Source organism: Nostoc spongiaeforme FACHB-130 (genome assembly GCF_014698475.1).
GTDB lineage: Bacteria > Cyanobacteriota > Cyanobacteriia > Cyanobacteriales > Nostocaceae > Nostoc_B > Nostoc_B spongiaeforme.
On sequence record NZ_JACJTB010000022.1, the window covers coordinates 64,105 to 86,771 of the forward strand.

General features: G+C 37.9%; 17 protein-coding genes. 13 read left to right on the forward strand and 4 right to left on the reverse strand.

Features of this window, described 5'->3' with window-relative positions:
* Nucleotide 1: 1 nt before the first annotated feature.
* Together H6G74_RS17045 and H6G74_RS17050 are read right to left on the reverse strand one after the other, a co-directional pair.
* Nucleotides 2-2,908 carry an ATP-dependent helicase gene (locus H6G74_RS17045; protein WP_190968794.1) on the reverse strand — a complete coding sequence of 969 codons (2,907 nt, stop codon included), beginning with the start codon at nucleotides 2,906-2,908 and terminating at the stop codon, nucleotides 2-4.
* Between the two features lie 128 nt (nucleotides 2,909-3,036).
* Nucleotides 3,037-3,285, reverse strand: a complete 249-nt coding sequence (locus H6G74_RS17050) for a helix-turn-helix domain-containing protein (RefSeq protein WP_190968795.1) — start codon at nucleotides 3,283-3,285, stop codon at nucleotides 3,037-3,039.
* Between the two features lie 511 nt (nucleotides 3,286-3,796).
* On the opposite strand from H6G74_RS17050, the gene H6G74_RS17055 reads away from it, so the two are divergent.
* On the forward strand, nucleotides 3,797-4,033 hold the full coding sequence (locus tag H6G74_RS17055; RefSeq protein WP_190968796.1) for a hypothetical protein: 237 nt from the start codon (nucleotides 3,797-3,799) through the stop codon (nucleotides 4,031-4,033).
* 1,189 nt (nucleotides 4,034-5,222) lie between these two features.
* On the opposite strand, the gene H6G74_RS17060 is transcribed toward H6G74_RS17055, so the two are convergent.
* Complete coding sequence (locus H6G74_RS17060) at nucleotides 5,223-7,436, reverse strand: argonaute PAZ domain-containing protein (RefSeq protein WP_190968797.1); 2,214 nt, start codon at nucleotides 7,434-7,436, stop codon at nucleotides 5,223-5,225.
* Between the two features lie 132 nt (nucleotides 7,437-7,568).
* Complete coding sequence (gene parA / locus H6G74_RS17065) at nucleotides 7,569-8,234, reverse strand: ParA family partition ATPase (protein WP_190968798.1); 666 nt, start codon at nucleotides 8,232-8,234, stop codon at nucleotides 7,569-7,571.
* A gap of 192 nt (nucleotides 8,235-8,426) precedes the next feature.
* On the opposite strand from parA, the gene H6G74_RS17070 reads away from it, so the two are divergent.
* From H6G74_RS17070 to H6G74_RS17125, 12 genes are all read left to right on the forward strand, one after another.
* On the forward strand, nucleotides 8,427-8,825 hold the full coding sequence (locus H6G74_RS17070; RefSeq protein WP_190968799.1) for a hypothetical protein: 399 nt from the start codon (nucleotides 8,427-8,429) through the stop codon (nucleotides 8,823-8,825).
* A 504-nt stretch (nucleotides 8,826-9,329) separates the two neighbouring features.
* Nucleotides 9,330-10,013, forward strand: a complete 684-nt coding sequence (locus tag H6G74_RS17075) for a DUF1822 family protein (protein ID WP_190968800.1) — start codon at nucleotides 9,330-9,332, stop codon at nucleotides 10,011-10,013.
* A 583-nt stretch (nucleotides 10,014-10,596) separates the two neighbouring features.
* Entirely contained in the window at nucleotides 10,597-11,004 is a 408-nt protein-coding gene (locus H6G74_RS17080; protein ID WP_190968801.1) for a hypothetical protein, read from the forward strand.
* 324 nt (nucleotides 11,005-11,328) lie between these two features.
* Nucleotides 11,329-14,157, forward strand: a complete 2,829-nt coding sequence (locus tag H6G74_RS17085) for a helicase HerA domain-containing protein (RefSeq protein ID WP_242051258.1) — start codon at nucleotides 11,329-11,331, stop codon at nucleotides 14,155-14,157.
* Complete coding sequence (locus tag H6G74_RS17090; RefSeq protein WP_190968803.1) at nucleotides 14,154-14,711, forward strand: hypothetical protein; 558 nt, start codon at nucleotides 14,154-14,156, stop codon at nucleotides 14,709-14,711. Before H6G74_RS17085 ends, H6G74_RS17090 begins: the two co-directional genes overlap by 4 nt.
* Complete coding sequence (locus H6G74_RS31225) at nucleotides 14,653-15,441, forward strand: hypothetical protein (protein ID WP_242051259.1); 789 nt, start codon at nucleotides 14,653-14,655, stop codon at nucleotides 15,439-15,441. Before H6G74_RS17090 ends, H6G74_RS31225 begins: the two co-directional genes overlap by 59 nt.
* On the forward strand, nucleotides 15,428-16,477 hold the full coding sequence (locus H6G74_RS17100) for a hypothetical protein (RefSeq protein WP_190968804.1): 1,050 nt from the start codon (nucleotides 15,428-15,430) through the stop codon (nucleotides 16,475-16,477). The genes H6G74_RS31225 and H6G74_RS17100 overlap by 14 nt, the downstream gene beginning before the upstream one ends.
* Nucleotides 16,474-17,187: a hypothetical protein gene (locus H6G74_RS17105; protein ID WP_242051260.1), complete on the forward strand. Its 714-nt coding sequence runs from the start codon at nucleotides 16,474-16,476 to the stop codon at nucleotides 17,185-17,187. The genes H6G74_RS17100 and H6G74_RS17105 overlap by 4 nt, the downstream gene beginning before the upstream one ends.
* 4 nt (nucleotides 17,188-17,191) lie before the next feature.
* Nucleotides 17,192-18,700 carry a TrbI/VirB10 family protein gene (locus H6G74_RS17110; protein WP_242051261.1) on the forward strand — a complete coding sequence of 503 codons (1,509 nt, stop codon included), beginning with the start codon at nucleotides 17,192-17,194 and terminating at the stop codon, nucleotides 18,698-18,700.
* Nucleotides 18,697-19,632 carry a hypothetical protein gene (locus tag H6G74_RS17115; protein WP_190968805.1) on the forward strand — a complete coding sequence of 312 codons (936 nt, stop codon included), beginning with the start codon at nucleotides 18,697-18,699 and terminating at the stop codon, nucleotides 19,630-19,632. The genes H6G74_RS17110 and H6G74_RS17115 overlap by 4 nt, the downstream gene beginning before the upstream one ends.
* Nucleotides 19,633-20,892, forward strand: a complete 1,260-nt coding sequence (locus tag H6G74_RS17120) for a hypothetical protein (RefSeq protein WP_242051262.1) — start codon at nucleotides 19,633-19,635, stop codon at nucleotides 20,890-20,892.
* A complete protein-coding gene (locus H6G74_RS17125) occupies nucleotides 20,892-22,661 on the forward strand; it encodes a type IV secretory system conjugative DNA transfer family protein (protein ID WP_190968806.1) in 1,770 nt (589 codons plus the stop codon). The genes H6G74_RS17120 and H6G74_RS17125 overlap by 1 nt, the downstream gene beginning before the upstream one ends.
* Nucleotides 22,662-22,667 lie beyond the last annotated feature (6 nt).

Below are 22,667 nucleotides of genomic sequence, written 5' to 3' on the forward strand. Positions count from 1 at the left end.
GTTACTTCCTAAAAATCCAATTTTTTGTATCACAATAAAATCTCATATCACAGCCTTTGCAGAGCTTATTTGGTCGCTCTGCAATTCTAAAATCTTTCACTTCAATCCGCTTTACAACCTCATCAAAAGTTGCAATAGTCTTATCAATTGAACGACTATTTTTTGAAAATGTGATATACGGATTTCCTGATTCCTCACTTGTATAGTAAAGATGCGTTTTACTCACTGTTAAACCAGTGCGGTTCTCAACAATATGGGCATATACCTCAAGCTGCCTACGATAACGGTCTAACTTCTCCCGGTCTTTGGGATTATTAACATCCAGTTTCTTCTCTGACTTAAAATCTACGATTTCAACTGTGTCATTCTCCCCTTGAATCAGGTCAATACTGCCTTTCAAAATGTAATCATCTTTGACTAGAGAAACATCTACTTCAGCCTCCTTTACTCGTTCCCAATTACCGTGATTCTTTTGGTAATAACGCACCACTTGTTCAAGAGCAGCACGCTTTACATTCGGTGCTAGATATGCTCTTTCGCGCTTGGTCAAATACGCATAATTAGTATCAAACCAACGAATAACTTGTTCCTCTGAAAGCTTGTATTCTTCGCCTCTTAGAACAGTTTTATGAATATCTTCAATAGTTTGATGTACTACCGTACCAAACAAAATTGAGTTAGTTTCACTAGGAGCAAATTCTAATTCTTTGAAAAAGCGATACTGTTCTGCACAGTTTTCATACAGCGTTAGGTGAGATGTGAATGAATATTCCCGCTTTAAATTCACATCCTTAACTTTCTCCAATAGAAGTGCTTCTGGTTGAAAGTTGGGATTTCTCCATGAAGGTAAGCTGTTGTAAAAATCTGTAAAATACTTCGATGGAGTTTGCCCCTTACCATCTTTCTCCAAACAACTCAGGACGAGTATGTTTTGAGCGCGAGAAAATGCTGTGTAAAATAAACGGCGGAAGTCAAAAAACTTGATTAACTCCAGTGGTTCAAATGGTTGGCGGAGCAGGTAGTTATTCTCTAATAACTCATCCAGTTGGGTGTACTGTTTACGGGGTACAGCCTCCAGTGAACCTGTTATTACCACAGGGAACTCCAGCCCCTTTGATTGGTGAATCGTCAGAAATGACACACAGCCGCTAGGGGCATACTCTGACTTGTCCTCATACTCATCAATACCCCCATCCTCTAAGAACTTAAAAAACTGGTTGAACAAATCCTTGAGGTTCTTCTCTAAGTGAGCAGTGGTTAATACATCAATATTGTAGAGATACTCAAATTTATCAAGCAGCTGAGAGAAAATTGCTAAGTTCCGCATAGAGCGGCTGTTTTGAATACCCTTTTGTTGCAGTAAGCTTTCATCTAAGTAACAGCTAAATAAAGGAAACTGTAGCAGACGGTAAAACAACCCTGAAAAAGCATAGTCAGTATTATGGCTAAGGTTCAAATGCGTTTTAGCGATCGCTCTTGCCCATTTCCACAAATCTGCATTCTCAGGCTGGCGAATTTCATAAGCAAACGACTGGAAGCATTGATTATCGTAATAATCCCAAATTTCAAGGTGAGCATCATCGTTCCACTTACGAATGTTAGGGTACTGGGGAAAAAGGAAGATTAACGCCCCAATCATCAAGCGAATTTCTTCCCGCTCAAAAAACTGGTTGGAGCGGGGGGAGTAAACGTTAATGCCATTTTTCTCTAGGAACTGTGACAGAGCAACGGCTTTGTCACTCTTAACAGAGCGAAACAAAAAAGCCACTTGGTTCCAGTCTGTTAAATGCCCTTTGTCTTTGAGAGTGTGCAAAAATGCTAAAACTTCCTGATGCCATGCCTGTTGGGTTTTACCCGATACTTTTACCACACATGGAACTTCAGGAAATAACTTGTCTTCCCTGGCCTTAATTACCTTTTGAAACCGAAATTCCTTACCGTTATCTTCCCACTCTTGCTCCTTCATCCAACGATTGTAAAAGTCGATGATATCTGGATGGGAGCGATAGTTAGTAGTTAAATATATTTGTTCGCAGTCTCTATTAGGAAACTGGTTTTTGAATTGTAAGATGTTGCGGATGCTGGCTCCTCGGAAGCGGTATAAGCCCTGGTCATCATCACCAACCACACAAAGATTTGGGCGATCGCCTGCAAGACAATTCAAAAGTAATTCTTGAATGGTGTTAGTATCTTGGTACTCATCCACCATCAAATATTTGATTTTGGCTTGCAGTTCAGCCAAAATTTTTGGATTTTTCTGTAAAAGCTTCAGTGCTTCAGATTGGATCGTAGAAAAATCGATTGCGTTCTCTTCCTCCAGATATTTTTGGTAAAGAGCGTAGCAATGACCTAATACAGCTACCTCTGTTTCACTAGCATTGATAAGTGTTTTAGGATTTAATGCCTCTTCACTGACTCTATTAATCCATTTCATCAACTTCTCTGACTTATCCCAGGTAGACTGCTTATGACCACCGATAACAAGCTCAATATTAGGAATGTTTAGGAATTTTGAAAGGCGATAGTAGATAAAATACTGCTGGTCGAACTGATCCATCATCATGAAATTGCGCTTGAGGCGGGTGAAATCCCTATGTTCTTCTAGCCAGCGCAAACAGATGGAGTGAAAAGTTCCTAAGTACATCTCATTGAGGTTGAAACGTATACCTAGTTCAAGCAGACGATTAGAAATCCGGGTTGTCAATTCCTGAGATGCTTTGTCTGTAAAAGTGACGACAAGTAAATTTTCAGGTGCTATCTGTTTCTGTGTAATTAAGTAGACAATCCGCTCAACTAGAGTAAAAGTTTTACCTGACCCTGGGCCGGCAATTATTAACAAAGCACCTTCAGTAGCCTGAATAGCCTGTAATTGTTGAGGATTAGCTTTACTGCTAAAAGTGCTTTGCATTTTCCTGATAACTTTAAAAACAATACATCAAATCAGCAATCGTCTTATTACAGCGATCGCCCACAACAAAACCGAGCAAGTATGGTTTAATTTTTCGTCTAACTAATTGCTTAATGCTTAATGCTTAATTAGTTAGACGAATACTTCAGCAAAAGTTTTTGTCCTTGTTCGCCCATTTCATTCAACATCTGTTCAATCTTTTGCATAGCCAATGGCGATGGTTTAGATCGTCCGTTTTCCCAACGATTAGTTGTTGAATATGTAACACCTAAAGATGCAGCAAACTGCTCCTGCGTAAGACCCATCAGGTTGCGAATTTCACGGATGAGCTTACCAACATCTGGTTGATTAATTATTAACCCCTTTTTGATGGTCATCTAGCTCAAAACTCACCACCCTATGTAGCAAGTAATATGTAATTTGCTACATCTTACTCGCGCTAAAGCTTGTTGTAATCCGGTAAATTTCCTAGAAATTTTTACTTAAGTCATTAAGCTTGTAAGTGATTTCACTGTTAAATTGTGTATTATATTTCTGAAAGCCGTGACAACTCTTGTTTGAATGTTGATGATCAGCGATCACTTGCCCCTTGTCCCACATTTGGATCATACACAGTTGTTGTGTGTGGTGCAGCCCACTAAAGCGATTGTATGGGTTTTTTCCTTGAACGAAAATGCTTGTTAGTGATCGCTTTCACTCTACAATTCCTCAACCAGACCAAATCCGAGTACTGCCTTGGGTACTTGAGTACCAATAGCAACGCACATACTTAGAGGTACGCTTGGATTTGCAGGAGTTGAACCAATCCTTATATAGTATTTTTTAGCAAATCTCCTGCATCTTAAACCCTTATGAGGATTGGAGATTAGTTCGCTTTGGTATTCGGAAATGGAAGATTTAATATTGTCCAATCCCCTTTTGTTAGAACATGACTCTAGGATAAAAGACCTTGAGTATTTCGAGGTTTTGGCATTGGAATTTGGATTAAAACCCAAAAATGATGAAGCTTGGCTTGCAGAAATTCAAGCTGAATGCGACTTTTACGATACTGTTAAGGGGTCGCTGCCGGAGTATCGAGCTTGGATCGACGAAATTATTAGGCAATATCCCCTAAAATCTGATTGATTTAGGAGATATACTCTAGTTCATAGTGAATAATATGCTTGCTCAATACTGGCTCTCAAAAACTTTGTTATATCTTGACTTGTGATAACCTTTGGTAAGAAATTAATTACTAAGTTTTTGAATGCTGTAGAACTTTATTATCCCTGTAAAAGAGCATTCACTCTCATGTGCGATTGCTCTTTTTTCAGTTATAAGTGCTACAGTCTGGGTTGAATTTCAACGAAATAAACTATATAAATCATAAATACTATATAAACAAAATAAACTATATAAACAGTTTTAACTATTTTACTATTTAATATTTAGTATTCCTAAAACCTCATCAGTCCCTCCAATTCTGAAAAGCCGGCTGAGGACTTGTTGCCAAAATTATGTACTGTCTGACCAAACACAGCAGATTGACAGTAAACTTCCCGATGGGAATTATGCCGATATTGGATGGAGCAAAACAGAAAGCAGCCCCAAGATACTAAGTGCGATCGCACAGTACCGGGTAGCGTACAAGATGCGATCGCCTTTTAAAAATATCTATGCTGCTTCTTGTGATTTGAACTAAAAATTGAGATTTTAACTCATGATATGCTTCAGAAATAAGTATCCAGTTTATAGTTCACTTTTAATATTCGAGTTTTTTTACTAATAATGATTATCGTGTAAGGGATACAAAGATTGATACGAGCGACGTTTGTATCAATTATTTGGCTTGATTATCATTATTATTCAGCTACGATTTGAGGTTAGCGATCGCCCAGCAACAGAGCGATCGCTTAGACAATGAAATATTTGATTTTTACTCAGATATCTACTAAAACAAAAGTTTTGAACCATAACATGGGCATTTGAACCATATTTTGAATTGAAAGTTTAAGTTAGAGCAATTTTAAGAGAGATTTTTTGTGCAAGTTTTGTCCAATTGTGTTTTTTAAACTCATTCTTTATTTATGCTTCAGAATTTCAACTCTCTCTCATGTGTGAATGCAAAATTAAATTTTGTGATTGGCGCAAAAGCCTGAAATTTCGTTAACTCTTTTCTAATTTATGGATCAAAATTTTTCTCACATTATGATTCAAAGCATACTTCTCAACAAAATTCAAATAATGGCACTTAAACATTTTTAGGTGCAGAACAAGCCTCAAAGCCAAACAGGATAAACGAAATACACCGAAAGCCAAAAAACGCAATCAAAATTTAGACAGCAATTAGTTTCTCTCGATTAAGACTTTGGAGTATACCAATTTGACCAATACGCTGAAATTCTTTACTACTTTTATCTGCCAAATGCAGAACCCAAGGCAACCTGGAAGAACTAAAAGCACTAGCAGGATGTAATTGAGTTAAGTGGTATGTTTGCAAGGCTAATAATTCTAGAGGGCTATTACCATACTCATGAACAACCCGTAGAGGTCTGGCACTACCAATAATTTGTTTTGTCTTTGTTTCTATTGGTTTGCTTGTTACTAAGAGAAAAGAACGCTCTTCTTGCATAAACACAACACTACCAATTTGGGCATCACGATATAGTGTTTCTGACACATGATAAACTTCACACCCCATTCTTCCTGCACCACTTTTGCGAACACCCACAAGGTCAACAGCAATATCTTTCTGCTGTAGTCCTTTTATGGATGGTTGAAATTCTCCTTCTTGAACTAATCCATCTCTCATCAACAACAACCGTTTGGGATAGCGATTGTACATCTTATGAAATTTGAGAATGAGCTTAGAGACTGTTTGCCAAACTGCTTGTCCTGAAAGACGCTCTCCTCTCTGCACATCAGGTAGTTCCCATCCTAAGCTTTGCCCATCAGCCAGTACCGCGAAAGCTGATGTGCCATAATAAAGCTCACGGTTTGTTCCGGTATCAAAACCAATAATCAAATCTGCTGCTTGAGGATGATCCAATGGTTCTAAGCGTACAGTTTGCCATCCGGCTTTGCATAGCAATCCCAAAACTACATTTATAGCCTTATAAGCATTAGCCTTTGGCAAAGGCAACATGAATTGGGTAGCAATGCCATGTTGTAATGCCTCAACTCTTATTTGCTTCTTACGAGTATTGGGCAGCCAAGGAGCAACAACCAGAATTGTTTGTACACCAGTTTGCGCCCATTCTTGCCAAAACATTTGTCGATCTAAATCATCTTGCGGCAGTTGTTTTAATGTTTTATAAGATTCATATTCAATTGCAGCACCACTATTTTTCGCTATTTCCTTGAGACACTTTTCAACCTCATCGGGATATTTTGGCAAATCATTATGGAGATTAAGACAGCCAAACTTAGTTTCTCCAACTTTTACACAACCTTTATAGCGAACCTGACCAGCTTTATCGACTTCTCCATTTTTACCAGAGAGTTTTCCTGAAGGTAGAATGTATCCAGTTACAACCGACGCTGGAGAGATTGTAGAAATTTGATAAACTTTTTCAATAATTAAATTGGCTGTTTTCTCTGATTCTTTCAGGCGAACATCTAAAGACTTTTTAACATAATCAAATACTTCTTGTACATTTTGCTTTTCTTTAAGGTCAGATATTTCTGCAACACTAGCTAACATCTCCATCGTCAAACAAGGTGAAAGCCGACGAGATAGGTGAGCAGTTAATTGTGGTTTCCAATCATTAGCTCGTTTTACATAGACAACACGAGAGTTTTGAATTTCTTCTTCAGTAGCTCCTATTCGGCGATGATAATCCGCAAGCGTTATTCCTAAATCTTTTAGAATAAATTTCTCTGGCTCTTGGTCGGAAACATCTTCATATTGCCAACTGATATATTGTTGATTTTTGTCCTTGTATGTGTTGCGTACATAATTAATAGGTGCATCAGGGTATTCATCTTGCCATTCATGGAGTGTCCAAGGCGTATAAAAGTGATGATGTAAGTCTACTTCTAAGTAAAGTGTAGAATCGATGGCAATACTGACATCTATTCTTCTCCCTTTGTGTATTTCCCAGCCTTGACCACATTTTTCTGTTCCTTCTTCCCCCGTAACCCACCAAATTAACCCACCTTCAGGAGCTTTTTCAATTGAAGTTTTGTTTCTCCATTTTTTTAGTCCATTCTCTAGTATTTTTCTTTCTAACTGCTCAATTCCCTTCCGTTCAGCAGGATTGGTGCAATCCAAAATTCTTTCGCCAATCAACTCTACTTTCCAACCATCTCCTTGCGAGTAATCTGAATAGATGGGGGTTTTGGTAATAATTTTATTACCTAATCGAATTGCAGGAGTCCCAAGCTTGTAGCAAATTCTAGCGATCGCTTTCTGCTCTTCTCCAGCTTCGGGGTTTTGATTGAAGCTGCAATTATATTCATAAACTGTAATATCTGACTTAGTAAGTTGCTTGACAAAAAAACGATTCAATACGATAGAAACTTCTTTAAAGTTTAGGGGAGATATCATAAGATGATTGACATTAATTTTGCAGTATTTTATCAGTATTCTGCAAAATACCAGAATTACGCGCGTTCAAGTTGGTTTTTAACGAAATAAACTATATAAACGAAATAAACTATATAAATAGTTTTAACTATTTTAATGCTTAGTATCCAGTATTCTTAAAACCTCGTCCGTCAGTTGCTCTATTTCTTTGATGGCGGCTGAGGACTTATTGCCGAAATTATGCACTGTCTGACCAAACACAGCAGATTGACGATAGACTTGCCGATGCTGTATCTGCGTCTTGGCTAAGGGAATCCCAAACTCAGGTAAAACTGCCAAAGTTTCTTGGGCCAAGGTTGTTTTTGGTTGGCACTGGTTCAAGACAAGCCGGGACTGTAAGGCATCATTAAAATCACCTACATTCTGGATAACCTGTCGAATACCAACTGCTGCCCACATATCCAATGGTGAAGGGATGATTGGCACAAGAGCCAGGTCTGCAATCAGCAACGCACTTTGCGGCACAGGGGAATCAGCAGCAGGAGGGCAGTCAATAATGATGTAGTTGTAATCATCAATAAATTTCTTGACTTCGCGGTGGACTTTGTTATTGGCAGCACTCAATCCAATTACGCCAGCAGGAAAGGGGGTTTCGTCTTCTGCTGAGGCAGCCCAACGTGTAGCTGTCCCTTGCGGATCGGCATCAACGACAAGAACTTTGTTGCTGCGTCGAGCGATCGCACCCGCAACCTGCATAGTAACAGTTGTCTTTCCTGAGCCGCCCTTTTGATTGACAACGGCAATGATTTTAGCTGTCATAGAATTAACCGTATTAATGATTTAAACTATATAAATAGTTTTTACTGTTTATAGTTTTTATAGGGTTTAATATTGATATTGTGACATACAAGAGAGAATTGGTAAAAAGTATATACAGTTTTAATAATTTATATTGTTAAAATAGTTTACTTAGTTTTTGGCTAACCTAAATTTTTTGATTGCAGAGGAGTTATGACAAAGAAGAGTATGAAATCAGCTTTGACAAATTCATTAAAAGCTGAAGATGAAGCCGTGAGAAGCCGTTTTGAAAAAGCAGAGAGATTGCTAGAAGAGAAAACAGAGTCGAATTCTAGCCAACTGACGACATCTCAGCCACAGGACATAGTAGAACCAGCCCAACTACAAAAAGTAATTCGTGATAGTTTCACGCTACCGTCTGGAGATTATGAATTAATCACAACAATTAGGCAGCGATGTTTAAACTCGGCAGTCAATGTCACAAAAAGTGAAGTCGTTCGCGCAGGACTCCATATCTTACAATCTTTATCTGACGAAGAATTAGTACAAGCAATCAATAGTCTAGAAAAGGTAAAAACAGGTAGACCCTCTGCAAAGCAACAAAAAGTATAAACTGTTTATATAGTATAAACTGTACAAATAATTTTACGTAAGGGACTTCCAATTAAAAAAACATACAATCACTTTAATGGCAAGGGAGCAGGGGGAAAAACAGTTGTTCTGAAGTAGATAAATTGGATAATTTATTCTCTGGAAGTCCCTAAAATTAGGTGAAGCAATCAATAGTCTAGAAGAGGTAAAAACAGGTAGACTATCTGGAAAGGTGGTAAAAAGTATAAACAGTATAAACAGTTAAAATTGTACAAACAGTACAAACAGTACAAACAGTTTTAGGAGTGAGAGAACGAATAGCCACGCGATTACTAATACCACTTTAAATATTAGATCCAAGAAGAAATTTACAGTTGAATCCAGTAGTGGTACAAAAAGAATTATTCGTTGCAAAGCCATTAGCAAGGATTAGATAATGGCGGATGACTACATCGAAGTTGCTGGAATTATCTTACGTCTTGTTTGTTTCTTTCGCCTTTTTAGAAACTTACTCAGAGGTGTTCGATGGATTTAGTGTTAGAAGTTCCACCAGGGCAACAAGATAAGGTTTGGGATCAAGTTCAGTGTTTAGGCACAGCCGCTACTCGTTTTAGTGCTTATACCAATCAGCTATCTTTATTAGCAGTTCTACCAGAGCTAGAAGAGAGATGGGGAATGAAAGCCTCATGGATCAATAGCTGCTGGGAATTCGTGAATGGTACGGCTATAGATTTTGAATCTACAAGAGTAGTATTGATTCCTAGCGAAGCAATTGAGCAAACCGAACTTCGCATCCCCCAGGAATGGATAGATATTCCTTCTTGGGCAGGCGATTATTATTTAGCAGTACAAGTGAATGCTGAGGATGGAATAGTCAGAGTGTGGGGATATGCAACCCATAGAGAAATCAAACAACAAGGCAATTATGACCAGAGCGATCGCACTTATTCTTTAGATGGAAACCTAACACAAGATATGAGTGTGTTGTGGGTAATACGTCAGTTTTGTCCAGATGCAGCAACGAAAACCACAGTTGAACCTCTACCAACTTTATCAGTAGCACAAGCAAATGAACTGCTCGAACAGTTAAGTCATTCGTGTTTGTTTTTCGCTAAACGTGCAGTTGAGTTTAATTTGTGGGGGGCGTTACTGGAAAAGGAGGAGTGGAGAAAACGCTTGCTCTATTCGCGCAGTTGTCAGATTGACTGATGAGAGAAAAATTGTAAATATAACCCCTAATTTGATTAAGCGAAAAAGATGTGATCACAAAAAGTACACTGCAACTGCGGTCGGGCTTCATCTTTTTCATTTTGCTGAATCAAAAAAACTTTAAATTGATCGCAAGTACATTTGGGGCAAGCGATCGCAGTAAGATTAGCCTGAGTCTGAGGTGATCCTTGACTCAGGCTAGAGATTTTGGGTCGAAATGGAGTAACAAAAAAGACATTTTGAGAGAAAGGAATTATCTAACAATCAATATATATGCAGTAGGAACAAGTTTTTAAACTTTATAAATAACAACTATTGATTTCTATCTATGCAATTATTTTATTAGCTAACAAATTCATAATTAATATTTAACTCTCAACTATCAAAAGTTAGATATCTGAATAAGACCTGATAATTTAATAAATAGCAATTTGCAATGTTTCTGCTGTATACTTCAATTTATAATATTCATATTAAAGTTGTTTTATTGCTTGCACATTAGCTAATAGTGCAAAAGCCTGTCAAAATTTTCACTTAGCAAAGAAAGCACTTTCCAGTAAATACCACTCTGGTTGGAGAATCTATGCTGAATAAAAACAGAGCTTCAAAAAGTATAGTTCAGTGGTTGTTTAAAGTACGTTGGCAATTAGTATCAGTTGCAACAACAATTCTAATAGCATTGGAATCAAAACCCGCAAAAGCCCAATTGTTTACTAATGCCCGAACAGCGATGGAGTGTATGATTCGTGGTGCTTCAGTTGGTGGTGGAATTAATAGCGTAGTGCTGAATAACTTGCCAATGATTTTATTTACAGGATTAACAATAGTTTTGTTTGGTTACTTCTGCTTCTCGGTTTTCCAAGGAGTAGCAGCTTATGGACGAGGAGAAGAAGTAAGCAATGTCATACAGCAGCCGATATTTACTTTCATAGCTGTGGTACTCATCGTATTATTCCAATCTTTATTGTTTGGTAACGGCATTTGTAACTAATTGGAAATAGTTAAGCCTGAGATAAGTTTTGCATAATTCCCTTATTGATCAGGGGATATGGATATATGTGCATTTTGAATAACTGCTGAAAGCTCTATGAGAGAAGAAATTAGGACAGTCAATCAGAGCTTAGGCGAAAGCCCAAAGTTTGGCCCATTTACGGGCCGACAGTTTGTAATTTTTGCTGGTACATTCTGTGTGGTCTTCGGACTACTATATTTAATTATTGGGATAAATATTTTTTGGGGACTTGGCTGCTCTATATGGGTGAGCTTATCAGTTGCATTACTATCAGGTGATAGACCACACATTTACTGGTCAAAGATGTATCCAGTTGTCCCAAGATGGACAAGAGGATATGCAACCTATACATCGCCGCAGTTAAAAAAGAAAGTAGGCACGAAAAGAGTAAAACTAACACGTTCATCTAAACCAAAAGTTCTCAATCCTTTTGAAGATTGGCTAGATTTAACAACAATAGTCAGACTAAAAAAAGATTCGTATCTGATTGGGGCTTATTTATTAAGTAAAAAAAATCTGGCTGAAAGTAGCAATACTTTACAGTTAATATTTGGTTTTTCATGCACTGGGATTCATCCCATATTCAACTCAGAACAAGAAATAGAGGCATTAGCCAAAGCCTTTGAAAGTAGTTGTAAAGAAATTCCTCAAGGCGAAAAACTTACTTTTAGGTGGAGTTCTTTTTGTGATGATAGCGATGCTGAACAGTATTTAATGCAGCGAATTGAGAATCCATCTTCTCTAGAGTGCGAATTTTTAGATTGGGGAAGATTGGCAAGAACTCAACAGCTTACAAAGTCTAAAGCTAGAAAGAATATTAAATTAAATGTTTATTGGTCGTTTACTGTAACTTCAGAAGCATTAGAAACCGCCGACCCAGTAGATAAATTTTTAGTCAAACTTGCAAATTTTTTACAAAGAAGATTTACAGATTCAGGAGTAAATCAATTAACGAAAAAACGGCTAACCCAAATTTTAACTAAGGGCTTAGAAGCTTCACTAAGATATCAGCAGATTTTAATTCAAATGGGCTTGAAACCACAGCCTAAAACAGACAAAGATTTATGGAAAGAACTATGCCAGAATATCGGAGCTAAAGAGGTAATCATCCCGCATACATTGGTATTTGATGAACAAGGGTTAAGAGAAGAAATTGATGAAAATGCTGGATTTGACAAGCCCATTGAAATTATCAATCAGCCGCACTTAACCTCAACAGTTTTAAATAAAGGTGTACCGTTTGCTGATAAACGATGGGTATGTTTACCAAAAGGAGAAAGTAATAAGTATGTAGGCGTAATGGTACTGACTCGAAAACCGGAAATTTTTGCTTCTACGAGACATCAAATTCGTTTTTTGTGGGATATATTCTCGCGGAACAATATTTTTGATGTGGAAGTAATCACGGAATTTTCTCCGGCTGATAAAGGCATAACACGCGCTACTCAGCAGATGATAACAAAACGCTCTAGAGCGTTGGATATAAATGTACAGCAGAGAAAATCAATTGATGTTTCTGCTCAAATAAATGTGGAACGCTCGGTAGAAGCCCAAAGACAGTTATATACGGGAGATGTACCATTAAATTTAAGCTTAATAGTTCTGGTTTATCGAGATACACCAGAAGAAATTGATGATGCTTGCCGATTGATTTCAGGGTATGTCACACAACCGACAGAGCTAACCCGTGAAGTTGAATATGCTTGGCTAATATGGTTGCAAACCTTATTAGTGAGATTAGAGCCGATATTGTTGCGACCATATAATAGAAGATTAGCTTTTTTCGCCAGTGAAATTTTAGGACTAACTAATATAGTTCAAAATAGCCAAGCAGATGAGAAAGGATTTGAGTTAATTGCTGATGAAAGTGATTCGCCAGTCAAAATCGACCTATCAACAACCAAAAATATATTAATACTAGGTACAACAGGTTCAGGCAAGTCAGTTTTAGTATCGTCAATCATTGCCGAATGTCAAGCTCAAGATATGAGTGTGCTAATGATTGATCTGCCGAACGATGACGGAACAGGGACATTTGGGGACTATACACCGTATCACAATGGCTTTTATTTTGATATCTCCAAAGAATCTAATAATCTAGTGCAACCATTGGACTTATCAAAAGTCCCGGTTAAAGAATGGAAAGATAGACTTCAAGCTCACAGAAATGATGTGAACTTAATTGTGCTTCAATTAGTTCTGGGAACTCAAGATTTTGATGGATTTTTATCACAGACAATCGAGTCACTTATCCCATTGGGAACAAAAGCCTTTTACGATGATCTCGATATTCAAAGACGCTTTGCTGAAGCAAAGAAAGCAGGATTGGGTTCTGCGGCCTGGGATAACACCCCAACACTTGCAGACATGGAATACTTTTTTACGAAAGAGCATATTAAATTGGGCTATGAAGATGAAAATGTTGACCGAGCATTGAATTACATCCGTTTACGGTTCCAATATTGGAAAAATAGCAGTATTGGGAAAGCAATCTGTCGCCCCTCTACATTTGATACAGAGGCCAAGCTGATTACCTTTGCATTGACTAACTTGCAGTTAAGCAAAGATGCGGAAGTTTTAGGGATGAGCGCGTATATCGCTGCTTCTCGCCAATCTCTATCAGCACCCAATAGCGTTTTCTTTATGGATGAAGCCAGCGTACTACTACGCTTTTCGGCATTATCACGGCTAGTAGGGCGTAAGTGCGCTACTGCTCGTAAAGGAGGCTGTCGTGTCATGTTAGCAGCTCAAGATATTCTGTCGATTGCTAATTCAGAAGCAGGAGAGCAAATATTACAGAATATGCCTTGCCGTTTAATTGGACGTATAGTTCCAGGGGCGGCTAGAAGTTTCACAGAATATTTAGGAATACCAAAAGAGATTATTAGTAAAAATGAAAGTTTTTCTTCCAACTTCAAACAACTATATACGTTGTGGTTATTGGATTATAAAGAAAAATATGTGCGCTGTCGTTACTATCCTTCTTATCCAATGTTGGCATTAGTAGCCAATAGTCGAGAAGAACAAGCAGCCCGTGACAAATTTAAAGCAATGTACCCGGATAAATTTAAATGGGTAGCCGAGTTTGCTAATTACTATGTGGAATGTATTAAGCAAGGTAAACCATTATGAAAAAAATAGAAATAGTAACTAGATTTGCTAACTATAAAGTCTTGTTAGCTATTGTGGGAGTTGTAGCATCATGTTTGTCTTTTACAGTTTGGAAATGGAATAAAGAACAACATCAAAACTATATTGTCGAAAAGGAGCAAGCTTGTCAGCAACGGTTGAATTTAGCCGAGCAATATGTACAAAGTGATCGACTTTTAAAAGCCGCTTATTATGCAAGTAAAACTCAAGGTAAATTAAATATTAAATTAGATAAACCGGGAATAACAACCCAATTTAAATCTAATAAAGAATATATATTGATATATGATAAACCAGTGTCTTTGGTACCTGATAAACCTAGATATGAAGGCAGATTTTTTGAAAGGTTAGCAAAGCAGCCTGAAAAATATCCGCCAGAGCCACTAATAGTAACTAGTAAAAAGCTTTTAGGAAATAAAGTAGAGGTAATATCAGCTTGCTCTCCCCAACCTTTTACTGTTTCTTTGGAGAACTTATATGAAACTACTCAACCAATTGAAGTTAGCCCGTATCTCCCACCGTATAGCAGTTTTTAGCCTTTTTGTAGCTGTATTTATTGTTTGTTCTGCTGTACCAGTTGCAGCGAAATCTTCATTCTTGCAACAATTACAGCAAGTAATGATAAGTTTGCAATCGTACATTGATTTATATAAACAAGAATTTGCTAATAAACCAGAAGACTCTAATGATCAAGATAAAGAAGGAAATGAAGATGACGATTTAGATATAGCCATCACTTCTACGAATGGAGTAATGGGCATACCAGATCCATTGGCAGCAGGTAAAAACATTAAGGCTGTAATTCAAAAAAAAGATACTGATTTAGTTCAAACTGATTCTCAGAGCGAAGGTGAAAATGCTCAGAGAAGATGGCATCAAGCCTATACTTATGGGCTATCTGGATCTGTTTTAGGTAAAGATGGACAACTAACTCAAGCACAAGAAGCTGAAATGAGTAATTACGCTGTAGAAACTTCATCGGCATTATCAGATGAATCACAAAATGATGTGATTACTCAAGATATTTTGAAAAAAATGGCTATGCAAAATTTACAAACAGCCATTATGACGAAATCGATTCATAGTGAAGAACAAAAACAAACGAGAGCTTTATCAGCAGCAAATATTAATTTGAGTGATATCTCCAGTAGGCTAGACGAGAATTCTAGAAAAGAACAAACTGAAGCTAATTCCAGTGCCAAACAAATCTTAAATACAGCCGCATTTGCTGATGCTTTTTGGGAATTGAACAATGCTAATCACTAAATTAACTTTGTACTGGCTGCAAGTAACTGGAGATACGAATGCAGAAGATATTGTAGATGGAGCTATTAATGGCTCTCGTATTGTTGTCTCTGCCTTTAACCAAGACTGGTTAGATTTAGCTAATGGCCAAAGTGCAGTTTATGAAGCAGTGGTAAAAGTTTCTGCTTTATTTGGTGTAATTTTGGTTTCTTTCTGGTCTGTTAGTTGGTATTCTCGGTTAACTCAGGAAGGATTAAATAATGAAATTCTTACTGAGATGATTTACCCATTGATAGTTTGTTTAATGTTGACACTTAATAATGGGCAGTTATTAGCTAATACATCTTTAATGTTTCGCAATATAGCAGTTAGCTTAAACGATAGGGTACTAAGTATAACCAGAAATGGAGTAACTTTAAGAGATGCTATCCGTACAACAAATATGGATCAGGCATTTGCACTTTCAGTTCAAGCGCAATTGCAAGAATGTGAAAAACGACCGGAGACCGGAGTAAATGACCAAGGGGAAGCAATTAACCCTAGAGAGATATGTAAAGAAGAAAAGATCAATCAAGCTAAAGAAAATGCTCAAAAGTATAAAGAAAAATATGGCTTATCATCATATTCAAATAGTTGGAATCCAAAGGATATCGCTGGACAGTTTATTAACTCAGCCGTTCAAACTTTGGTATGGATAATATTTAGTGGTTTGCAAGCAGGGTTTCAATATGTTGTGCAAGTATCATTTTTGATGAATGCCTACATAGCGCCTATATTTCTAGTGCTTTCACTTTTACCTTTGGGAGCTAAACCTATTTATGCGTGGATGTCAGGATGGTTGGCATTAACTTTAGTATTGATATCGTACTCTATAGTTTGTGGAATTGCTGCTAGTTCCATTGTCAATGCTAGTAATAGTAATCCTCTATTTTTGCAGTTAGTACAAGCAATTCTCTCGCCAATTTTGGCTGTAGCGATGGGTGCGGGAGCAGGTATGGCGACCTTTTCCGGTTTTTCTAGCAGTGGCAGGTTAATCTCAGGGAGAGTATTCAGATGAGATTACTTGATAAAAAAGAAATAAACTTTACGCCTTTACTATCTCTAGGGCAAACAGTAATTTTAATATTTGTGTTTTTTATCTGCCTAACTATTTCAAATAGGCTAGGACAAATTGCTAATAATAAACCAACTTTAGTAGAACTACAAGATGGAACACCGATTAGAGCTATTCCAATTGGAGCAAAAGAGCGTACCGACCAAGCAATTATGAATTTTGTTGGTCGCACTATGATGAATTTGATGAGTTGGAATGCTGTACCAAAATCAGATGAAAACTTAGACCCAAGAAATTTAAAACTAGACTCTGGAGTGCAAATAGGAGATAAAAAACTAACTACAAATACATGGGGTGCAGGATTCACATTATCAGAAGATTTTCGCGCTAGTTTTTTACGAGAAATAGCAGGACTAACACCATCTGATGTATTTACTGGAGAAACACAATCGGCTTTGTTAGTTCGTTATATCTCTCCACCAGAAAAAATATCAGAAGGTCAATGGCGAACAGATATGGTAGCTAATTTAGTAATTTTCAAAGGTAAAGACCAAGCAGGCAAGGCAATTTCATTTAATAAAACTGTGTTTGTGAGAGCTATTGATACTCCACCATTACCAAATAATCCTTCAGCCCAGATGTTAGCAGCTTATAACGCACGAAAAGCAGGGATGGAGATTTACCGAATTCAAGACTTAGATTTAGGAAGGTAGCTTTATGCCAAACCAAATTGTAGAGCAAGAGCAATCTAACCCAGCAATGACAGCTACTAACAGCAATGGCAATCGTAGCGAAGAATTTGCACGGATGAATGGGGTAGAAATTAAAGAAGCTACAACAACTGATTTAACATCAGCTGAGTCAACGAATAATGTACCACCAAATGAGCTAGAAGAAATTGTCACTACTCGTCCTGTAGCGTCACATCCGATTTTAAAAGGATTAACCATATCTGGAGGAGTGTTAGTAATAGTGATTATTTTTGGAGCAATGATTAGCTCACTGACAGACGCTCTCAATTCCCCTAGTAATCAACCTAGTACTAGGACTGCAAAAACTCAGCCTACTAAAGCAAGCAGTGAAGAAGACGAAAAAGGAGAGTTAAAAACAGCGATCGCAATTACATCCCAGAAAAGCGAATTGCAGGCGATCGTGAAAAAAGATAATGCGGTAGCAGCAACCCCATTACCAATAGCAAAGCCAACAACTACGGCATCTGTAACAGTAAGAGCGCAGCCAGTAACCCCAAGACAGCCCCAAGTTTACCAAGCACCTAGTAAAAGTTATCAGACTGCGGATAATGTGTCACCTAGAAGGGTATTTTCTCCTGCCCCTTCTACTCCCCAACCTCAAGCGGCAGTGAACAATTCTCGACCATTACCAGTAAAGTCTACTCCTACTGCGAAAGACCCGATGCAGGAATGGATAGCAGCTTCAAATGTGGGGATTTATTCTTCTAATAATGATGAAAGCAACTATGAGCAACCAGATTTAAAGAATCTTCAGGTAGAAGGAGGTATAGGAGTAAAACCAGTCAATGGCTCTTACCCAAATCAGAATCAAAATGTGTCTTTTTCAATACCAGCTAATCATGGAGGCAAGCAAGTATTAGTAGGAACTCGTGCCACCGGAGTGATGGAAACGCCGATCGCATGGGTAAGTAGTAATAGTAATCAGGAACAACAAAATAGCTTGATTCGATTAACTCAACCATTAAAAGGATTTGATGGTTCTGAAGTTTTACCCAAGGGTAGTTATGTTGTAGCAACTATTAGCACGACTAATTCGGAAGTTGTACAAATGAAAGCGACATCGGCACTAATCAATAGTAATGGAGGAACCCTAGAAAAACAATTGCCGACAAATTCTATTTTAATATTAGGTAAAGATGGCAATTTATTAAAAGCCAAATCTCGTAAAGGTGGAAATAATTTAGGTGCGTCACTGATGGCATCCTTATTATCTGGATTATCGAAAGCAGCAGAGATACAAAATCGAGCTAATACACAAACAACAATTAGCTCATTAGGTACAACAACGACAATTGATAACCCAGATAAAGACTTAGTGGCTGGCTTTGCTCAAGGGAGTATTAATGAAGTTTTAGAGAGAATGAAAACTGCCAACGAGCAGCAATTACGAGGGCTAGAACAGCAACAACAAGTTTTTGTAATTGAAGCTGGTAAGCAAGTACAAATTTTTGTTAATAAATCTATTTCAATATGAAAACTTTAGCTGTGCTACTGGCGACTACTTTAGTTTGTAATGCTGGTATATCTGTAGCATTACCAGCAGCGAGAAACGTCTATTCACAAGATGCTCAAGCAAGCAGTAGTAGAGGAATTGATTTAAAAGTTTGGAAAGGATACGGACTAACGATTAACTTCATACCTACAGGAGAAAAAATCAAGCAAGTCTGGCTAGGAGATCCATCAAGATTTGCGTTAACTTCCAATGGGAATTTATGTCAACGCAGTACATCAAATAATGATGAAAGCTGCGGAACAGGAGGAGCTACAGTCTTATTTATAAGACAAATAAAGCCAATTAATTTTCCTTCATTAACAACCTCTCTAGATGGGAGTACAATAATTACAATTATTACGGCCAGTGCAGAAGGAGATAAACATTATCAATTTCAGCTAACTCCAGCTAGTGGTAAACCATCTTATACAAGTCTAATCATTCACCCTGAATCTGAAAAACCGTCACCACTTAGGCGACAACCAATATTAAATACAAGTAGAAAAACACCTCAGTTAGTAACAACAAATCCACCTGTTCAACAGCCAAAAAAACCTGTAACCGTCAAAAAACCTGTAATAATAGCCAAGCCAGTTACCCATCAAAGAACAGAAACGAGAAGTAACAGCTTGCCTCCTAGTTCTACAAATATTGCAAATAATTCAACGACTAACCCAGCCTTACCTAAGTTAGTAACTGAGAGAAATTCAATTCCTAGAAATGATGCTAATGCTTTAGCTTATGGACTAACACAAGCTGTTACTAATAAAGAAATTAAGCCTTATTCAAGGACTTGGCGAAAACTGCAAGATGCTATTCGATTATTACGTAGAGGCAAGAGTCAACAAGAAGCGATTTCTTTATCTGGTGTCCCAGCAGCATTATTTGAAAGCTTAATAAATAGAGGAAGATAAATGCTGAATTTTCCAAAAATATTATTAGGAATTTCAACAATATTAATGGCTACTACGCCAATACAAACCCAAGCCCAAATACCAATCGAAACTCGCACGTTACATCAATATGAAGCAAAAATACCTGATTGGTCAAAGATAACCTGGGATAATTTAGCACCAGTTGGGCAGCCTGGATATCTAAATATTGCACCAGAGTTAGTGAGTAAAATCGGTTATAATCCTTCGCGTTCTTGGTCGGCGGGACAAAAAATAGATTCGATAGTCATGTTAGGAGATGTAGAAGATGCTTTCAAGATGAGTGCTTTCAGTTTAGAAAGTATATCAGCAATAGCACCAATTGATTTTTCTCAATTGACGCTGAAAGACTTAGGATTGCTACAATGGCAAACCCCGAACACTTTAGTTAAAGCAATTCCAGCACTAGGGAACCTTGATATCAGCCAAGTACCACCGATTTATGATTTATTTAATCAAGTTGCTGCTCAAAAAAGAATTATTAATTTAACAGTTGCAGATAATACAAAGTCAAAAATCAAAAATAAAAAGCCTTTAAAAATTGCTGTAAGTGGTAATTTATTACGAGTCTTACAGTCTAACCCTCAAGCAGCTAATACACCATTAGGTAAGCTGGATTTGAGCCGTTACCCAATTAATTCAGTACCAGGGCTAAGTAAAACACAATTAGCCAAATTTCCAGGTTGGCAACAGAGTTTTATTAATCAAGTACCAGGGCTAAATAAAGTCCCATTTGATAAAATGCCTCAACCGATTGATGCAGAGTTTAATGTAGTTGGTATTGCATCGTTAGTTTTGGGAAAAGCGGAACAAGGAGATACAAAAGTCGGCTCAGACTACTTTATATCTGGCAGTGTTAACCGTAGTAGTGTAACCATTCCTGTCGCTTGCGAAAGTCGTCAAGAATGTGCGTATATGGAGTTAGGCGATTTAGCTGGGCAACAAGGGGAACTTTACGGGAAACGTTGGGCCTTTGGTTCTCAAATGGTTAAGGGTGGATTTGGGCTACTGGGTCGGGTGAATGGTAGCAAAGAACCTACAGGTAGACTTGTTTACGGATCTGCCTTTAAGGTTGTACTGACAGGAGTGAATGAATCACAAGGAACAGCAGACTTTGGCTTGTTTTTCAGGATTTGCGCCAATATTCCGTTTGTAGGCAAGACCTGTACCCCATACTTTATTGGGCCAGTACCTTGGATACCTGTGAGAGAAAATGAGTTAGTGGTTGTGGGGACAAGGTAATGAGTGCAACAACCCAGACCCAACAGGATATTAGTAACCAGATTCTTCCGAGCAACTTTGTCTCTACTTTCTATTCGCCAATGGGTTTAGCATTGCTGATATCTATAGTTGCATTAGTAGTAGCTAAATCTTTAGACGGCAGGGGTAGATCCAGCAAACTAGCAAGGGCAAGGTGGGCAGGAGCTAGAGAAAGAACAGCAGCCCGGAAGTTAGCCATGAAGTTAATTCAAAAACGCAAACATAACCGAGTAGCTCTTTATGTTGGTACTCCAAAAGGAGCTACTTTTGAGGAGGTAGGTAACAAACGCATTATTAATCTTCCAGAAGATAGCTCAATTTTGTATCTGCCGGAAGCCCAACGAGGCATCTTTGTTTGTGGCGGCCCTGGTGGGGGGAAGACGAAATCAATGATTAATCCTTTGCTTTGGTCTGCGATTGATCAAGGAATACCAATCATTCTTTATGATTTTAAGTTTGATCGACAAAAATCAGCAACAGAAGAGGCCAAAGGACAAGCCCCTCAAATAGCAGGTTACGCTGCGATGCGTGGATATGAGGTGTCGATTCTTGCCCCTGGATTTCAAGAGTCATGTGTAGCTAATCCACTAGATTTTCTGCGGAGCGAAACTGATGCAGAGATGGCCCGGCAATTGGCGATCGTCCTGAATAAAAACTTTAAACTCTCATCAGGTGGTGACTCTTCCGAAAGTGGATTTTTTGTGAATGCAGGGGATCAGTTAGCACAAGCAATCTTCATGCTGGCAAAGGGTACAAACTTCCCGGATATTATGATGTGCCATGCGATTCTGAGTTTACCTAAGTTGATTGAACGCATTCAACAAGCTGATTTAAACCCTTGGGTCAGAGTGGCTTTTGAGCAATTCTTATCTGTAGCAGGTAGCCCAGAAACAGCAGCGAGTATTGTGGGTACAGCAAGTGGTCTTTTTACTCGCTTCATGACTCCATCAACGCTTTCTGCATTTTGTGGACAAACAAACATACCCTTGGATTTAAAAGGACGAAAAATGGTGGTGTTTGGTATGGATAAGGAGAAAAGAGATGTAATTGCTCCTTTATTAGTGTCTATTCTGCACCTTCTATGTACCCGTAATTTAGCTGGTAAACGGACAGATCCTTTAGTTTTAGCATTGGATGAATTACCAACATTGTATCTTCCTGCTTTAGTAGATTGGCTCAATCAAAACCGTGAAGATGGCTTAATTTCTATATTAGGATTGCAAAATTTATCGCAACTTGAGAAAGCTTATTCTAAAGAAACTACTAATGCAATATTTGGGGGTTGTGCTACAAAAATAATCTTTAATCCACAAGATGATGTGGCAGCAGAACGATTTAGTAACTTTTTAGGTGATGAGCAAATTAGACATAAAGAACGCTCTCGTAGCTTTGGCGGTAAAGGTGGTGCAAGCACTTCAATTTCTGAGCAAAATACTACCCGAAAACTATTTGAAATTAGCCAATTTAATTCTTTACCTCCTGGTAGAGCAGTAATTATCAGTCCTGGTTTTCGCTCTGGTAAAGATGTAGGCTTGCCTTTATTAGAGCAAATTCCTGAAAATATTTTACCAGTTAACTGCGTAGCTAAAAGTATTAAGAAATGGTACGAAGTGCAGCAAAAAATTATTTTACGTTCTACTTTACGCGAACCATCTGGAGAAGAGTTAGAAAGACGGCGTTTAGAAGCAGAAAGATTACTACCAATAGTTGATAACTATGTGGCAGCTAATGACAGAATGAAGAATATTTAGGAGAAA

Excerpts from the sequence above, each read along its gene's own strand:
- H6G74_RS17045 (WP_190968794.1), bottom strand. The coding sequence starts at position 2,908 with ATGCAAAGCACTTTTAGCAGTAAAGCTAATCCTCAACAATTACAGGCT.
- H6G74_RS17050 (WP_190968795.1), bottom strand. The coding sequence starts at position 3,285 with ATGACCATCAAAAAGGGGTTAATAATTAATCAACCAGATGTTGGTAAG.
- H6G74_RS17055 (WP_190968796.1), top strand. The coding sequence starts at position 3,797 with ATGGAAGATTTAATATTGTCCAATCCCCTTTTGTTAGAACATGACTCT.
- H6G74_RS17060 (WP_190968797.1), bottom strand. The coding sequence starts at position 7,436 with ATGATATCTCCCCTAAACTTTAAAGAAGTTTCTATCGTATTGAATCGT.
- parA (WP_190968798.1), bottom strand. The coding sequence starts at position 8,234 with ATGACAGCTAAAATCATTGCCGTTGTCAATCAAAAGGGCGGCTCAGGA.
- H6G74_RS17070 (WP_190968799.1), top strand. The coding sequence starts at position 8,427 with ATGACAAAGAAGAGTATGAAATCAGCTTTGACAAATTCATTAAAAGCT.
- H6G74_RS17075 (WP_190968800.1), top strand. The coding sequence starts at position 9,330 with ATGGATTTAGTGTTAGAAGTTCCACCAGGGCAACAAGATAAGGTTTGG.
- H6G74_RS17080 (WP_190968801.1), top strand. The coding sequence starts at position 10,597 with ATGCTGAATAAAAACAGAGCTTCAAAAAGTATAGTTCAGTGGTTGTTT.
- H6G74_RS17085 (WP_242051258.1), top strand. The coding sequence starts at position 11,329 with ATGTATCCAGTTGTCCCAAGATGGACAAGAGGATATGCAACCTATACA.
- H6G74_RS17090 (WP_190968803.1), top strand. The coding sequence starts at position 14,154 with ATGAAAAAAATAGAAATAGTAACTAGATTTGCTAACTATAAAGTCTTG.
- H6G74_RS31225 (WP_242051259.1), top strand. The coding sequence starts at position 14,653 with ATGAAACTACTCAACCAATTGAAGTTAGCCCGTATCTCCCACCGTATA.
- H6G74_RS17100 (WP_190968804.1), top strand. The coding sequence starts at position 15,428 with ATGCTAATCACTAAATTAACTTTGTACTGGCTGCAAGTAACTGGAGAT.
- H6G74_RS17105 (WP_242051260.1), top strand. The coding sequence starts at position 16,474 with ATGAGATTACTTGATAAAAAAGAAATAAACTTTACGCCTTTACTATCT.
- H6G74_RS17110 (WP_242051261.1), top strand. The coding sequence starts at position 17,192 with ATGCCAAACCAAATTGTAGAGCAAGAGCAATCTAACCCAGCAATGACA.
- H6G74_RS17115 (WP_190968805.1), top strand. The coding sequence starts at position 18,697 with ATGAAAACTTTAGCTGTGCTACTGGCGACTACTTTAGTTTGTAATGCT.
- H6G74_RS17120 (WP_242051262.1), top strand. The coding sequence starts at position 19,633 with ATGCTGAATTTTCCAAAAATATTATTAGGAATTTCAACAATATTAATG.
- H6G74_RS17125 (WP_190968806.1), top strand. The coding sequence starts at position 20,892 with ATGAGTGCAACAACCCAGACCCAACAGGATATTAGTAACCAGATTCTT.